Origin of the sequence: Paenibacillus pabuli (assembly GCF_039831995.1) — a bacterium.
In the GTDB taxonomy this organism is placed as follows: Bacteria; Bacillota; Bacilli; order Paenibacillales; family Paenibacillaceae; genus Paenibacillus; species Paenibacillus pabuli_C.
In genome coordinates this window covers 334,917-350,365 of record NZ_JBDOIO010000004.1, presented here as the reverse complement: position 1 = coordinate 350,365, position 15,449 = coordinate 334,917, and the positions used below count along the sequence as shown (strand labels likewise).

10 protein-coding genes are annotated in these 15,449 nt (G+C 51.0%); 5 read left to right on the top strand and 5 right to left on the bottom strand.

Going from position 1 to position 15,449, the window contains the following annotated elements; all coding sequences use genetic code 11:
* Positions 1-75 precede the first annotated feature (75 nt).
* Positions 76-5,316 (bottom strand): WIAG-tail domain, encoded by a 5,241-nt coding sequence (locus ABGV42_RS21150; RefSeq protein ID WP_347383546.1) that lies wholly within the window; start codon positions 5,314-5,316, stop codon positions 76-78.
* A gap of 434 nt (positions 5,317-5,750) precedes the next feature.
* Between ABGV42_RS21150 and ABGV42_RS21145 the strand changes: the two genes are divergently transcribed.
* Together ABGV42_RS21145 and asd are read left to right on the top strand one after the other, a co-directional pair.
* On the top strand, positions 5,751-6,881 hold the full coding sequence (locus ABGV42_RS21145) for a YheC/YheD family protein (RefSeq protein ID WP_347383545.1): 1,131 nt from the start codon (positions 5,751-5,753) through the stop codon (positions 6,879-6,881).
* 85 nt (positions 6,882-6,966) lie between these two features.
* Positions 6,967-7,758, top strand: coding sequence for an archaetidylserine decarboxylase (gene asd / locus ABGV42_RS21140; RefSeq protein ID WP_347383544.1), 792 nt, complete (start codon positions 6,967-6,969; stop codon positions 7,756-7,758).
* A gap of 372 nt (positions 7,759-8,130) precedes the next feature.
* On the opposite strand, the gene ABGV42_RS21135 is transcribed toward asd, so the two are convergent.
* Positions 8,131-8,916: an AraC family transcriptional regulator gene (locus ABGV42_RS21135; RefSeq protein ID WP_347383543.1), complete on the bottom strand. Its 786-nt coding sequence runs from the start codon at positions 8,914-8,916 to the stop codon at positions 8,131-8,133.
* Between the two features lie 221 nt (positions 8,917-9,137).
* Positions 9,138-10,589, bottom strand: a complete 1,452-nt coding sequence (locus ABGV42_RS21130; RefSeq protein ID WP_347383542.1) for a PLP-dependent aminotransferase family protein — start codon at positions 10,587-10,589, stop codon at positions 9,138-9,140.
* 206 nt (positions 10,590-10,795) lie between these two features.
* On the opposite strand from ABGV42_RS21130, the gene ABGV42_RS21125 reads away from it, so the two are divergent.
* The 3 genes from ABGV42_RS21125 (at position 10,796) to ABGV42_RS21115 (ending at position 13,297) form a co-directional block, all read left to right on the top strand.
* Positions 10,796-11,413, top strand: a complete 618-nt coding sequence (locus tag ABGV42_RS21125) for a pyridoxamine 5'-phosphate oxidase family protein (RefSeq protein WP_347383541.1) — start codon at positions 10,796-10,798, stop codon at positions 11,411-11,413.
* 177 nt (positions 11,414-11,590) lie between these two features.
* Positions 11,591-12,889: an aminotransferase class I/II-fold pyridoxal phosphate-dependent enzyme gene (locus ABGV42_RS21120; protein ID WP_347383540.1), complete on the top strand. Its 1,299-nt coding sequence runs from the start codon at positions 11,591-11,593 to the stop codon at positions 12,887-12,889.
* Between the two features lie 282 nt (positions 12,890-13,171).
* On the top strand, positions 13,172-13,297 hold the full coding sequence (locus ABGV42_RS21115; protein WP_212677025.1) for a YjcZ family sporulation protein: 126 nt from the start codon (positions 13,172-13,174) through the stop codon (positions 13,295-13,297).
* A 171-nt stretch (positions 13,298-13,468) separates the two neighbouring features.
* On the opposite strand, the gene ABGV42_RS21110 is transcribed toward ABGV42_RS21115, so the two are convergent.
* The gene (locus ABGV42_RS21110) at positions 13,469-14,686 is read right to left on the bottom strand and encodes an ABC transporter permease (protein ID WP_347383539.1); all 1,218 of its coding nucleotides are present in this window, start codon (positions 14,684-14,686) and stop codon (positions 13,469-13,471) included.
* A gap of 2 nt (positions 14,687-14,688) precedes the next feature.
* On the bottom strand, positions 14,689-15,441 hold the full coding sequence (locus tag ABGV42_RS21105; RefSeq protein WP_347383538.1) for an ABC transporter ATP-binding protein: 753 nt from the start codon (positions 15,439-15,441) through the stop codon (positions 14,689-14,691).
* Positions 15,442-15,449 lie beyond the last annotated feature (8 nt).

The following is a 15,449-nucleotide window of genomic DNA, read 5'->3' as shown; positions in this document are numbered from 1 at the left end:
AAAGCGGTGTCCCGGACAATTCCAGGAACCGCTTTTGTGCATTTACTCCGTGGCTTGACGGCTTGACGCATCCTATTAATTCAAAGGACCTGCTGCAATCCAGGATAACAAACCATAGGTGTGCTTGCATCCAGCCGTACGGAACACTTCCAATACCGCTTCATCCTCACTCTGGGACAGCAGTGACACCTGGAATCCGCGATCATTACTCATTCCTACGATCACATAATGTTCTGATGCAAATGATTGCTCAAATGCTACGGTTACCTCAACGCATTCTTCATCTTCGGGCAGGATAAAGGCTTCCATGCCGAACTGCTGAACGACCGGCTGACGACTGACACTGCGAACCGGCTGGAATGACAGGTGTTCAGGACCGACTGCTCCATGCTGCAGCTGGCTGCTTCCAACAGCACCTTCTCCCAGATGCTCCTGCTTCACCGCTTGCTCGCTCAGTTTAAACTCCGCAATTTTATCGATTTCCTGCGGAAGTTCAGGTTGTGGCTGCTGTAACTGTGGCTGGACCACATCTGCTGCCATCAAGGAATCCGTCACGGTCTCTCCAAGCTGGTTGACTTGCGATGGCTGTTCCTGTTCTTGTTGTCCCAGCTCCTGACCCAAAGTCTGGAATGTCGGAGTTTCCTTCAGATCCGTACTCGGCAGCTCCTCGAGAGCTGCCGGTTGTGCTGGCTGTACAGCCTCACGTTCACCCTGAAGCAGCGCTTCCTGCCGTTTGATCGCTGCCAGCTGCTCCAGCGTTTCTCCACTAAACTGACGAATTGCATTCCAGATCTCTTCGCTCAGATGCGCCGGGCCTACAATGCCTGCGTTCAAGTGATTAGAGGTGATGCTTTGTTCAGCCAATTTGCTTCCGTTTACGCTGCCGTCGGCCAGTTTAGCACTCGTTACGGATCCATTTTGCAGATGAATCCCGCTGACCAATTCTTCTTCCAAATGAGCAGTGCGGATACTGCGTTCCTGAATATGATCAGCCAGAATCGTTCCATCCTGGATATGCCGGGATTGCACGCTTTTGTCTGACAGATGGATAGCCGCTACTGCACCTTCAAGCAATTTGTTGCTGTTTACACTGCCATCGGCGAGTTTCGCACTGGTGATCGAACCATTGTGCAGATGAATCGCACTTACCGATTCGGCTTTCAGATGGGAAATTCCAATGCTCCGCTCCTGAATATGATCGGCATGGATGGCTTTCTCCTGGATATGCCGGGATTGCACAGTACCGTCTGCGATATGAACATCGGATACGGCATTTTCAAGCAATTTGCTGCTGCTCACGCTGCCATCAGCCAGTTTGGCACTTGTTACAGACCCATTTTGCAGATGGACCGCATTTATGGCTTCTTCTTGCAGGTGGACTGTGCCGATACTATTCTCCTGGACATGACCAGCGAGGATGGTTCCATCCTGAATGTGGTGGGACTGCACACTTCCTGATGCAAGATGAACTCCCGATACGGCATCTTCAAGCAATTTGCTGCCGCTCACGCTGCCGTCGGCCAGTTTGGCACTCGTCACGGACCCATTTTGCAGGTGAACCGCACTTACGGCTTCCTCATCCAGATGGACCGTGCCAATGCTCCGCTCCTGAAGGTGATCTGCACGGATGGCACCTGCCTGAATATGCACGGATTGCACACTTTCCGATGCGATATGAACTCCGGATATCGTTCCATCCAGCAGCTTGCTGCCGCTCACGCTGCTGTCGGCCAGTTTGGCACTTGTTACAGATCCATTTTGCAAATGGATTGCACTCACCGACTCCTCATCCAGATGGGTTGTTCCAATGCTGCACTCTTGAATGTGGCTGGCTTGGATGGCCCCCTCCTGGATATGGCGGGATTGCACACTATGATCAGCAATGTGAAGATCCGATACCGCTCCTTCGAGCAGCTTGCTTCCGTTTACACTGCCGTCGGCCAGCTTGGTGCTGATTACAGATCCATTTTGCAAATGAATCGCACTTACCGCTTCCTCTTCCAGATGAGGTGTACCAATGCTCCGCTCCTGGATATGATCAGCAAGGATCGCTCCTTCCTGAATATGACGGGACTGTATACTTTCGGAGGTGATATGGATACCGGATACCGCATCTTCAAGCAGTTTACTTCCACTCACGCTGCCGTCGGCCAGTTTGGCACTCGTCACAGACCCATTTTGCAGGTGAATTGCACTTACGGCTTCTTCTTCCAGATGGACTGTGCCGATGCTGCGCTCCTGAATATGATCTGCATGGATCGCATCTGCCTGAATATGCTCCGATTGCACACTTTCCGTTGCGATATGAGCTGCAGTGATCGTACCTTCCAGCAATTTGCTGCCGCTTATGCTGCCGTCCGCCAGCTTGGCACTCGTTACCGACCCATCTTGCAAATGAACCGCACTTACCGACTCCTCTTCCAGATGAGTTGTGCCAATACTGCTCTCCTGAATATGATTCGCGAGGATGGCTCCCTCCTGGATATGACGGGACTGCACACTTTCGTCTGCAATGTGAGTGGCCTCTATCGTTCCTGCGACCAATTTGCTGCCATCGACACTGCCACTTGCCAGTTTGGAGCCTGTTACGGATCCTTCCTGGAGTATAATTGTACTTACCGCTTCTTCCTCCAGATGAGACGTTCCGATGCTGCGTTCATGGATATGATGTGGAAGAATTTCACCATCTTGAATATGGCGGGAATGTACAGCCCCCTGCTGCAGATGAACCGCACTTGTCGACTCTGCCTGAAGGTGTAACCCACTGATCAAGCCGGGTTGAAGGTGAGCCGCTGTGATGGATAAAGGTGCCAGATGGTCTGTTTCGACAGACCCCGGAGCCAGGTGATGGGAGGTAATGACCTGTTCAGCAATATGCTCCGCATGAATAATGTCTGGCTTCAGATGCTGTGAGTTCACGACATGATGATCCAGATGGTCAGACTTCACACTGCCGTCTGCCAGATGCTCGGAAAGCACAATGGATGGCTGCAGATGTTCACTGCCTATGGCACCCTCTTGTAATTCTGTCCCCGATACCGAGTCTGCGGTTAAATGGTCTGCAGTGATGGACCCATGACGCAGTTTGCTGCCTGTGATACTGCCATCGGCAAACAACTCCGGCGAACGTATTTCCTCCGATAAATGTTCCAGTGAGACAGCATGCTGCTTCAAATGATAACCACGTATGGTTCCGGCGGGAATATGCTTGGCGTTAATGCTTTCTGCCATGATCTTGGAAGAAGTCACGCTGCCATCTGCCAGTTTGGCTGAAGTGACAGCAAAGTCCGCCAATTTATCCGTAGCAACACTCTCTGGTGAGAGCTTCGGGGAGGTAACCGAATGATCTGTCAGATGCGGCGGAAAAATGGACCCTCCAGCCAGCTGGGCCGAAGTTATGCTGCCAGGAGCCAATTTGTCCGTTGTGACTGCCGCACGTGCAATGGCATCCGTTTCAACACTGCCCGGCTGAAGGTGAGGGACACCTACGGCATGTTCTGTCAGATGCTCCGCTTTCACGGCATAAGGTCTCAGGGCCTCGGACCCCACACTTCCTGGAGCCAGATGTGTACCCGTAACACTACCACCTGCAAGATGCGAGGATGCGACGCTTCCCGGAGCGAGCGCTCTGCTGCTAACCGATGCCGTTCCCAATTTTTCTGTTGTCACACTTCCATCCGCAAGCTTCACGTCTGTCACTGCAGCATCCTGTAATTCATACGTACCCACCGCAGCCTCAGCCAGATGCCGCTCGGATACCGCGCCATCTGCAAGAGCTTCCCCGGACACACTTCCGGTAGACAGATGAGGTGCCTCAATGCTTCCACTTGCAATGTGAATGGAGTGAATTGCAGCATTATCCACATGGACCGGTGTAATTCCCCGATTAACAATATGTTCTGCACGAATGGAGCCTTTGGCAAGATGTTTGGCCTGTATAGCTTCATCCGCAATTTTGGACGCAATGACACTTTGGTCTGAGATCTTGGAAGCCGTAATCGACTGCTCTAGCAATTTCGCGGTTCCAACTGACTGGTCTGCCAGTTTGCTGCTGGTTACGGCTCCCTCTGCCAAGTGTTCACTGCCGACTTCCCCTCTGCCCAGCTGATCCTTGCCCACCGCCTGAGCACGAATCTGGTTCGAACCGATGGAACCATCCAGCAAATGCTTTCCACTGAGCGAACCCTCAGCCAAGTGTCTGGTTTGTATGGATCCATCCTCGATCTGGTCACTTCCAATACTTCCAATAGACAATTGTGAACGACCGACCGCTCCTTCTGCCAGATGTGTTTGTTTAATTGCACCATCCTGAATATGGTGAGACTCGATGGATTGTTCTTCGATCTTGCTGCCTGTGACAGCACCTTCACGAATTTTGGATGTAGTCACTGCATCGTCAGCCAATTTGGACGTATGCACGGCGCCACCCGTGAGATGCCGGGTATCCACGCCACTGATGGCGATCTTATCTCCAGTTACGGCATGATTCTTGATCAAGTCTTCCGTAACCAGCATGCGGCTGAGATGCCTTGTGCCGATGGAACCATCGGCGATCTTGGACGAATCGATGACCTGATTGCCAAGCTTCTGCGAAGTAATGCTGCCGTCTTTGATTTTCTCGCCGGCAATGGACGCATTGCGTATTTTGTGACCGGACACAGAGCCATCAATCAGATGTTCCTCGGAAACCGAAGCCTCTGCAAGTTTGGCGGAGACAATCGCCCCATCAGCAATATGAATGCTCGTCACTGCATAATCCTGCAATGCTTCACTGCCGACTGCACCTGCTTTCAACTTGGAAGCATCCACGGAGAATGGAGACAGCTTGCTCTCCGTAACCGCAAAATCACTCAGATCATCCGTGTAGATATAGTGTCCGGTATGGCCCGGCATCTGGTTCTGGTTCAGAATCTCCAACCGGTCTTTGCCTGTGGTCTCCTGCTGGATGATATTTTGCTCCTCCAGAGCAAGCGAAGCCACACTGCTAACCTGAATCTGCTTTTCCGGGCTATCTTGCATCTGGATATCCTCGCTATCCGATGCTACGGGTTCCGGCTCCTTCGTTTCGTTTGCGATATCCAGGTCTTCCAGCTCGTTCGTAGAAGCAGGGAATTCCGTTGATTCATATATGGATTCTTCCGATGCCTGACTCGCTCTCGAATCCAGTTTATTCGTATTCAAGCGCTCTTCCCTATTCTGGGTTAGACCTGAATTCATGGTGCCTGCACGGCGTTCGGTCAGTTCCAGTTCTTTAAATTTGGGACTCACATGCCGCAGTTTCGGCGTAGGAACCTTCTTATTGCCTTTTTTACTCATGCAGCTTGCTCCTTCCTCTAACGTTCATCTCCGGCATCATATGCTCCGATATGGGCATCTGCCACTTCATATCACGACTTTTAAAGGCAAGATTGAATGAAGGAGCGAGTCAAACTGCAAGTGATGTACCTGTCCATGGTGAAATAGGCTGTGCTCGGCTATAGATGAAAGGCGGCTGTCCACGCCCCTGCTGCGACAATGTCATACGATACTACATAAGCCTTCCGTATACATCCGTAAAACGGCTTCCAATGCTCTCTTTTAGTCTTCCCTTATCCGAGTTCAATGGATGTAGAGCTAATAACAACACGCCGGTGCATGAAGGTGCATCATGATTCCGGTCTGCGTGATCGTGATGTCCAATCATGCGTTGACAGGCCGGCATCCCATATATGGACGATCCATGTCGCGATAATATTGAAGGAGGAACGGTCATGCCCCCAGAAACGATCGGCATTATGTTCGATTCACGCATGTACCGGGGGATACCGGCCGGAAGGACCGGTCAGGAATCGCTCGCGAATTATGAGCAGGCAGCAGCCTGTTATGGATTAATTCCTTGCTTTTTGCGGCTTGAAGATGTGGATTCGGAGACGAAGACCTGTCTGGCATATGTCAAAAAGGATGGAGTATACGTTCGTCAAAAAATGCCTTTACCTCCCGTTATCCATAATCGTGCGCTCCAGCTTCGCCGGGCAGATCAGCATGAGGTGACCAAGCTGCTGCTGCAGGGCATTCAGGTATTTAACGTTCGGAATCGGTATCGCAAGGATCATATTCATGACATGCTTCACCAGGACCCTGTATTGAAGAAACATCTGCCTCATGCAGCCAAAGCTGCACCGGAGTCTCTGGCTTATATGATGGAACATTATAATGATCTGATCATCAAACCGTGCAGCGGCAGTATCGGACACGGTATCATGCGTTTGTATAAACGAGACGGGGACTGGAAATTGACTTGCCAGACCAAGGCTTCCCGCAAAGGCTGGGCCACATTCCGGCTCAGCAGGGGGCAACTGCCCTCAGCCACTTTGAGACGTATTTTTCGCCATGCGTATCTCATCGAGGAACGGATTCCGCTGGTTCGTTACGAAGGAAAACCCGTAGATCTGCGTGTATCTGTACAGCGGGGGATTGACGGACTATGGGGCATCACGGGCATGTTCGCCAAGGCAGCACCAGCCCACACCTTTGTCACCAATATTGCCCAAGGGGGCAAAGTCATGACCCTGGCAGAAGCCTTGGATGAAGAAGAACTGGGCCTCAGCATTGCAGAGCTCGAAGCCCAGATCAGTGCAGTCGGACTGCGAGTCGCCCGCACACTGGCTTCCAGCCTGCCGCATCTTGCCGACCTCGGTCTTGATCTGGGCATTGCCAGGAACGGACAGATTTACTTCATAGAATGCAATGGACGGGACCAGCGCTACGGTTTTCGCAAGGCGGGAATGCCTGAACACTGGAAAGCCAGCTACCGTGAGCCCATGGCATATGGACGTCTGCTGACGGAGCAAAATTCGCAGATTCCGCGTCAGCCGCAAACCTACCGTAAGTACCCGTATTGATTTCGCTGGCATTCTGTGTCAATATTATGCAGAACGGCCGGTCCTGCCGGCCTTGAAGTTCGCACTAACCCTAAGGGGGATATTCATGGCAAAAACGCTGTTGCGGTTAATGACCGAGCTTTCTTCTCGCAAATGGATCTCCCGGACTGTGGGAGCCTTCTCCAAGAGCAGAGGAAGCAAGGCATTTATCCCTTATTTTGTCCGGACCTACAACATCCCTGTTCAGGAAGCCGAGAAAGACTGGAAGGAATATCGTTCATTGAATGATTTCTTCACCCGCAAACTAAAGCCGGGCATGCGCCCGCTGGATCTTTCGGAACATGCACTCATCAGCCCTGTTGATGCCAAAATTACGGCAGCCGGGCCGGTATCTGCAGGCACCATCCTGAATGTTAAGGGACAAAATTATACACTTGCTGAACTATTAAACCACTCACCGCATCTGGAGAAGTACAAGCACGGCTATGCATTCGTCTTGTACCTCAGCCCTCGTGATTATCACCGGATTCATGCACCCGTCAGCGGGCGCAGAATCGAAAGTGAGCATATCAAGGGCAAGGTTTACCCTGTTAATGATTTTGGTCTGACCCATATGAAATCGGTGCTAAGTCGAAATGAGCGTCTGATTACGTATATCGGTCATGCTTATGGAGAAGTGGCTGTCGTCAAAGTCGGTGCCATGAATGTAAGCAGCATTCAGTACGCGGATACGGCCGCAAGTACTTGGGCACAAGGCGATGATCTGGCTTATTTTGAATTCGGTTCCACCGTGGTACTGCTGACGCAGAGCGGCACATTTGAGCCTGACCCCAGACTGCAGCCGGGGGATTCCGTCAAAATGGGTACACTGCTCGGCCGCCTGAAGCCAAATCGCTGAATACTCCGGATCCAAATAAAGAGGATGGCGCAAGACCTGATTGCAGGTGCTTGCGCCATCCTCTTTAGGTTTGAAACCTTATCGTTTTACAGTAGTCACTGGAGATTCCTTATATACATTCAATACGAAACATCGCTCCGTATGTATAAGCCCTCTGACTTTTCTTCAAAACCACACGTCCTGCAGTTCCTCCGCCGGTTTGAAGCGACGCAGACGGTTCCGGAAAATAGTGCATCCCTTCATAGAGCATCCCCGGTTGCGGATCCGCCGTTTTCCGTTCATCACAAGTTCCCCCTTTCGTTTCGTCTGGAATGCTACTTACTTACCCCTGGCCCCCAGACTTGAAACGTTACCTGATCTCCGGCTCCATACCTAACGAATCTCGGAAGGACTTTTGCCGGTGTATTGCTTGAACTGACGACTGAAGAAAAAGATATCCCGATACCCAAGGGCATCCGCGACCTCGGTTACATTCATGCCAGTGTGTACCAGCAAATGCTCTGCGCGCTCAATGCGCATGCGAATGATGTACGATTGGACAGAAGAACCGATCAATTCCTTGAATTTGATGGAGAAGTACCGGGGCGACAAGCCCGCACGTGCAGCCAGATCCTCTACCCGATGGGTAATCCCCGGATGCTGGCGTACATAATTCGCCACTTCCTGAATCACATCCGACAGCTGGTTGCTGACCCTTTTCTCCACAGGTGCTTCCGTATCCGCACGCAGCAAATGAATCATCAGCTGTTTCAAAATAAGTCGGCTCTCTTCATCCCGCCCATATACATCGGATAGGAACAGTCTTACATACCGGGCCAGCAAATGCTCAAATTCCACCGTTTCCAGTACCTCACGATAAGACTGGGGTACGTCATTAACGGGTATATCTACATCAAAATGAATATACGTAAGTACCAACGGTTTTTGCTTGTTATGCGTTGCAGTAGGATGGTCGCCTGGTCTGAACAGGAAACAGCTGCCCTTCCCAACTTCATACGACCGGTCATTCAGCACAACGGTCCCTTCACCACTCCATACATAAAATAAATCATAGTTCTGCATCGGTTTTTCCCGCTTCTGCCACTTCCATCCCGGTTCGCAGACAATTTTGGCGACGGCGGGCAAAATAACAAAAGATGACGGCGATGCCTGCAGCATGTCGCCACTCCCCCTTGAAAGTTAATCTCTCCGCATGTTGCATCATTGAATTCCAATCGCCGATAGATCGCTTACGGTTAACAGGCCGTAGAATTAGAACACAATCCTTCGGTTCAGCCTGTCCCTAAACTCAGTACGCTTCCTGGATCTGATGCAAATTGCTTGTATGTGATTTTTGCTCCTCCCGGAGCGAAATGTCTTCATCCATTATACAGCGAATTTCAGTGAAACGAAAATGTACTCTTCTCCCATGCCAGCCGCAGTCTCCTGATCCCTTCCGTAATTTCCTCCTTCTCCAGATGTGCAAAACCAAAACAGACGGCAGGAGGACTGGGGATAAGTTGATAACGCGCGGCATCCCGAAATAACACGCCTTCTTCCTGTGCAATCGATTTGAATTTCAGGAAACTGTCCGGACTGTCATTCCAGGTGGCATAGATGTGAAGTCCTGCATCCCCTGGCTGCATGGTGAATGCCTCTGGTAACTGATGCAGCATCTCCTGAACAAAAAAAGCATGTCGCTCCCCATATAGCCGGGTTAACCGTCTCAAATGCCGCAGGTATCCTCCCCTGCTCATCCATTTAGCCAGGGCTCGCTGTTCCAATAATGCAGGAGGGACCGGTTCGTACAGGGCTTTCGCTGCCAGTAGCGGCAACACCAGACTTGGTGGCAAGACAGCATAGCCCAGCCGGAAGGAAGCAATCATCGTCTGTGAGAATGATCCAACGTAGATTACCCGCTGCTCGCGATCCAATACTTTGAGCGGTTCAATCGGTCTGCCGCCCCAGCGGAATTCACTGTCATAGTCATCTTCAATAATGACGGCATTACGCTTGGAAGCCCATGCAAGCAGTGTCTTGCGTCTGTCGAGTCCTAACACGGCACCAGTCGGGAACTGCCGGGTTGGAGTGACGAACAACGTCTGTGCGTTCCAATCTTCAGGGATGATGCCCTGCGAGTCCACACTTGCCGGGACGATACAGCCCCCACAGGCATTCACCGCATGCGCGATTCCCTGGTAGCCCGGATTTTCCAATATGACTTGCGCCCCTTCCGGAATAAGCAGCTGCGCCAGCAATGTAATGCCTTGCATCGAACCGCTGAACAGCACGATCTGGGATGCTTCCGCCTGAATCCCCCGCGTCCATCTCAGATGTGAAGCGATGGCCTCACGCAGCTCAGGGTCCCCTGCTGCACCGCTCTGCTCCCGCCAATCACTCCGATGTACGGCGGCGAGTGCACTTTTCCACTCCGATGTGGGGAAGTGGCCTGCGGGCATTCGATGGACATGAAAATCGATGACGTGCTGATCCTGGACAGAGACAGATCCCACAGCTTTTTGAGTATCCAGTGTGCTCACGCGTTCCCCCCATGGAGACAGGTGAATAACTGCTTCCTGCTCCCCTTTTTCCTCTGCCGTAAACGTGCCTGTAACGAATGTACCTCTGCCCCGATGTGCCTCTACGTAACCATCCGCAAGCAGCATGTCGTATACCTGTGCTACAGAACCGCGTGACATGGCATACTGGCTCGCAAGTTCTCGGGTGGAAGGGAGACGTGTTCCGCCAACGAGTGTTCCCGCGTGAATGGCATCGCGCAAGGCATGGTAAAGTGCCATGTATTTATAACGATGCTGGTGCTCATAGGAATCCAAGGGTAGCCACAGTTCCATGTCTCTCGCTCCTTTATTTTTAAATCGTGCGTCTCGATGCCTCTTACTCCAGGTTCATTGAATCTTTAACTTTCCAAGTATGCAATTGGCCTATAAAAATGAATGTAAATTGGATCTATTTTTATGTCAATGCATGTTTTATCGTTAGGTCAACGGTGCAGCTTGCCATTCAAGTTCATGACCAATCACAACCAAGGGGGAAATATATGAGACGCAAAGAATTTACGGTAGATGAAGAAAAAGAAATTACTGCATTTCTGGATCAGTGCTCCTTCGGATTTCTGGGAACTGTCAGTCCGGATGGGCAACCACGGGTAACCCCGCTCAATTTCGTATATATGGACGGATGCTTTTATTTCCATGGCAGTCTTGCCGGGGAGAAAATGAAACAGATCAAGCATAATTCCTCGGTCAGCTTTACGGTGGCTGAAGAGTTTTCTCTGATCCCCTCTTACTTCAGTGATCCCGAACTGGCTTGTCCCGCAACCTCCTTTTTCAAAAGTGTCATGGCATCCGGACAGGCAGAGCCTGTTCAGGATCTGGAAATCAAGGGCAAGGTACTGCAGCGGTTCATGGAAAAGCTTCAGCCGCAAGGTGGATATGTCCCCATTGACGCTGCCGATTCCCGGTATACGGGTAGATTAAAGGCTGTTGCTGTCGTTCGAATCGTGCCGGAACATCTCAGTGCCAAGTTCAAATTCGGACAGAATCTCTCCACCGAACGTTTCGAGCATATCAGCGGGCAGCTGAAACAGCGCAATGAGGGAAGAGATGCAGAAACAGCCGAAATGATGCGGAAATATTGCCCTTTTCATCAGCAATAAAATTTTACTCTTCTTGTGATACCATGGGAGAACGTGCCCGAATTCCATCTGATGACCTCATGCAACAACGCGGTAAAGTGATATAACTGTCATATTGCGTAATTTCCGTGACGGGGGGATGTCAAGGTGATATAATGTTAGGCAGTTGAATCCCAAAGACTTGGAAGGATGAAAAGAATGAATCCACTGGCTGAACAGTTGAACGAAAGTATTCAGGCAGGCAGCAGTCACGTCTACTCCATGCTGTCGCAGCTCGGCAAAGAGATCTATTTCCCAAAAGAAGGTATCCTGAGTCAGTCTGCTGAAGCAGCAAGCCTGGCCAAGACCTATAATGCTACGATTGGTATTGCTCTGGAGGGCGGTGTGCCGATGCATCTTCCGGTTATTCAGGAGAAGCTGTCTGCATTCCAACCGAAGGACCTCTATCCTTACGCTCCGCCTGCGGGTAAGCCCGAACTGCGGACGGTATGGAGAGACAAGATGCTGAAGGAGACCCCTTCACTTGAAGGCAAAACGTTTGGCAACCCCATTGTGACCAATGCATTGACTCATGGACTCAGTATTGTAGCCGATCTCTTCGTTGAAGAAGGGGACGCTGTTATATATCCGGATAAAAACTGGGAAAACTACGAGCTGACTTTCGGAATTCGTCGTCATGGCCAGCTGGTTCATTATCCCCTGTTTGATGACCAACTGAACTTTAATAGTCGCGGACTGCTCGAAGCACTTCTTGCACAGAAGGGCAAAGGCAAAGCCATCGTGCTGCTCAACTTCCCGAACAATCCAACAGGCTACACGCCTGGAGGTAAAGAAGCCGATGCGATCGTGGACACGATTCGTCAGGCTGCGGAAGCAGGTGTAGACGTGGTTGCCGTGACAGACGATGCTTACTTTGGTCTGTTCTTCGAGGATTCCATTCACGAATCGTTGTTTGGCAAATTGGCCAATATTCATCCACGCGTGCTCACTGTCAAAGTGGATGGTGCGACGAAGGAAGAGTTCGTATGGGGCTTCCGTGTTGGTTTCATCACTTATGCACATGAAAATGCTGCGGTTCTGCATGCGCTGGAGCAAAAAACACTTGGTATTATTCGGGCTACTATCTCCAGTGGTCCGCATCCATCACAGACCTTTGTCCTGGATGCACTGAAAGCACCGGAGTTTGAAGCACAGAAACAGGAGAAGTTTGAGATCATGAAAGGCCGTGCGAACAAGGTGAAAGCCATTCTCGATAGCGGTAAATACGGAGATGGCTGGGATTACTATCCGTTCAACTCCGGCTACTTCATGTGTCTGAAGCTAAAAGACGTTGATGCAGAAACACTTCGTTCCCACTTGCTGCACAAGTACGGGGTAGGCACCATTGCACTGGGTGAAGCTGACCTGCGCATCGCCTTCTCCTGTATTGAAGAGTCCGGACTGGAAGATCTGTTTGATACCATCTACCGTGGCATCACCGATCTGAAGACGAACTGATTCCAATCAGGCTTCGCTCTTGTAAAAAATGAATAACTCAGGACGTTCTCAGGCTTCTGCCATGTCCTGCAATATAAACAGCCCTCAATGGGAAGTATGTACACTCACTTCCCATTGAGGGCTGTTTGGTATGATTTCTTTTTCAGCGTTAGAGCTTGCTTCACCTGAAATCCATTTATTTCTCAATGATCCCGGGCAGTGGCCCAATCAGCATAAACCCAAGGCACATAATATACGATGTACGCAAGAGCGTGCCAAACACCACTCGAAAGGGGAATGACCATGTCTGGAGTTGAAGATACAAGAGGCGGTTATGGATGCGGCGGATTCGGAGGATTTACAAATACAGGCGCGATTCTCGTTCTGTTCATTTTGCTCGTAATCATCACTAAATCGTTCCTCTGTTAGTTCCAACCTCCGCTATGCGGGAGAGACAGTTGGTCTGACCACAACAAAAAGACGGTTATTTGGGGACTCAGCCCCAACATAACCGTCTTCTTTCGGCACTCATATATTAGCAACACCCTCGCTACTGGGTCAAACTTCTTCCAGTTCGCGTTTGCATCAACAAGGTCAAGCTCACTCGTCCTCTTCTTCCTTCAACCATTTATTGCCCTGTGAACGCCTCATGACGTAGATCACCAGCGCACCGAGCACCAGCGCTATGCCTGTAACGCTCAAACCACTCATTCCGGCAGCCCACATCGGAAGCCACATCAATAGAGCAGCAATGGCATGCAGATTGAAGATGAACCCGAGCACCTGAGAACGGCGGCTCTCTGCAGAGATGGGATAGATCATGATCCAGAAGGATTCACCAAGACTGCGGCGTAATGCGCCGAGCTGAACACCAACCAGCAGAAGGAAGAACAGATACACACCCACGCCAAAGTAACTTCCCGCTGTCCACCAGCTGAGCAGTATGCCCATTACAATCAGTCGCAAAACAATGGAGAACACTTCGGTTCGTATGAATGTTTTGGTAATGAGATAACGATAGGCTTTTCCTGCATTCCAGGGTAGTCCGCTTCCCCATTTGCTGAGCCAGCGGCGAGCACTTACTTTCTGGCCAGATGACGGCACATCCACGAACCAGCCTAATGTCCGCATGACCCGGCCGGCCTGGCCCCGCTCCACCTGAATCAGTCGTTCCCAGGCAATCCGGTGCTTCACCGGGAAGCGCAATGCGACCATATAGAGGACCGCCAGTAACAACAGGAACCAGACACTACGCAGTGGAGGCTGCCACAACCATGCGGCAATCGCCAGTATAGTCAGCGCCCAGCGCAGTAAACGATAACCCCTGGCTGCCCCGGTCTGAACCATCCGCAGCTCCTGCCAGGCACCGTAGCTCGCCAGTCCTTTCCAGAGGAGCAAAAGCACGATAAACCAGCCAAATGGCCGTGCATCCTGATCTGCCCGAACATAGAGAGGCCACAGCGTAATAAATACGAGCAGCATGCCCAGACTTTTGTAGATAATTCCCCGGGCAAAACTGTTCTTCAGATACTCCTGCATCCGGTACTCCTGGGGTCTCAGAAATACGATATCGGCAGGATGCAGGTATGTACGATAACTGCTGAACAGGACCAGCGGTGCCAGCAGCAGCAAGGCAATCCAGCGAATCGGAAACCCTGCAGGAATGTTTTGTACAAATGAGGTATACCAGGCAGAGAATGCAATGACGAGAAATAGAAAGACCATGGCCACGCCGCTCTGTATGACATAGCCCAGATAAGGAAGAATTCCGTTCCAGAATCCCGTGCGTCTTTGCTTCCATAACAGCTTGAGATCCATGCTTAATCCCTGCCCTGCACGAGAGAGTAGAACATGTGCTCCAGCGCTGCATCCGAGTCTCCGAACTGGGTACGCAGCTCATTCAATGTCCCATGAGCGATAACCTGTCCGCGATGCAATACAATAAAGCGATCGCAGTAATTTTCAATCGTGGACAGAATGTGCGAACTTAACAAAATGGATGATCCGGATGCCTTCATTTCCAGCATGAAATCAAGCAAAGAACGAATCCCGAGCGGGTCCAGCCCCAGGAACGGTTCATCGATAATGTATAGCGGGGGTCCTGCAACAAAAGCACACATGATCATCACCTTCTGCCGCATCCCTTTGGATAGGTGGGTCGACAGACTTGTGCTTTTCTCCCTCATGCGGAACAAGTCCAGCAATTTCTCCGTGCGGTGTTTAAAATCCGCTTCGGATACGCCATATGCCCTGGCCGTGAACTCCAGATGCTCCATTACGGTCATCTCGTCATACAATTCGGGTGACTCCGGGACAAATGCCATCGCCGATTGATAAATCTGCGCGTCCTCGTCCCGCTTCTTACCCATGACCCGAACCTCCCCTTGCTGGGGAGTCATCAAGCCTAAAATATGTTTCATTGTGGTACTTTTTCCGGCACCGTTTAATCCGATCAGTCCGACCATCTCTCCGCGTCCAACTTCGAGATCGATACCGTGGAGGACCGGCCGTTTGGCACTGTATCCTCCGCTTAGCCCGCTGATTTTAAGCACGGGCGATTGTCCGTTATCCATCAATCCCT

Excerpts from the sequence above, each read along its gene's own strand:
- ABGV42_RS21110 (WP_347383539.1), bottom strand. The coding sequence starts at position 14,686 with ATGGATCTCAAGCTGTTATGGAAGCAAAGACGCACGGGATTCTGGAAC.
- ABGV42_RS21150 (WP_347383546.1), bottom strand. The coding sequence starts at position 5,316 with ATGAGTAAAAAAGGCAATAAGAAGGTTCCTACGCCGAAACTGCGGCAT.
- ABGV42_RS21130 (WP_347383542.1), bottom strand. The coding sequence starts at position 10,589 with ATGGAACTGTGGCTACCCTTGGATTCCTATGAGCACCAGCATCGTTAT.
- ABGV42_RS21125 (WP_347383541.1), top strand. The coding sequence starts at position 10,796 with ATGAGACGCAAAGAATTTACGGTAGATGAAGAAAAAGAAATTACTGCA.
- ABGV42_RS21145 (WP_347383545.1), top strand. The coding sequence starts at position 5,751 with ATGCCCCCAGAAACGATCGGCATTATGTTCGATTCACGCATGTACCGG.
- ABGV42_RS21105 (WP_347383538.1), bottom strand. The coding sequence starts at position 15,441 with ATGGATAACGGACAATCGCCCGTGCTTAAAATCAGCGGGCTAAGCGGA.
- ABGV42_RS21135 (WP_347383543.1), bottom strand. The coding sequence starts at position 8,916 with ATGCTGCAGGCATCGCCGTCATCTTTTGTTATTTTGCCCGCCGTCGCC.
- asd (WP_347383544.1), top strand. The coding sequence starts at position 6,967 with ATGGCAAAAACGCTGTTGCGGTTAATGACCGAGCTTTCTTCTCGCAAA.
- ABGV42_RS21115 (WP_212677025.1), top strand. The coding sequence starts at position 13,172 with ATGTCTGGAGTTGAAGATACAAGAGGCGGTTATGGATGCGGCGGATTC.
- ABGV42_RS21120 (WP_347383540.1), top strand. The coding sequence starts at position 11,591 with ATGAATCCACTGGCTGAACAGTTGAACGAAAGTATTCAGGCAGGCAGC.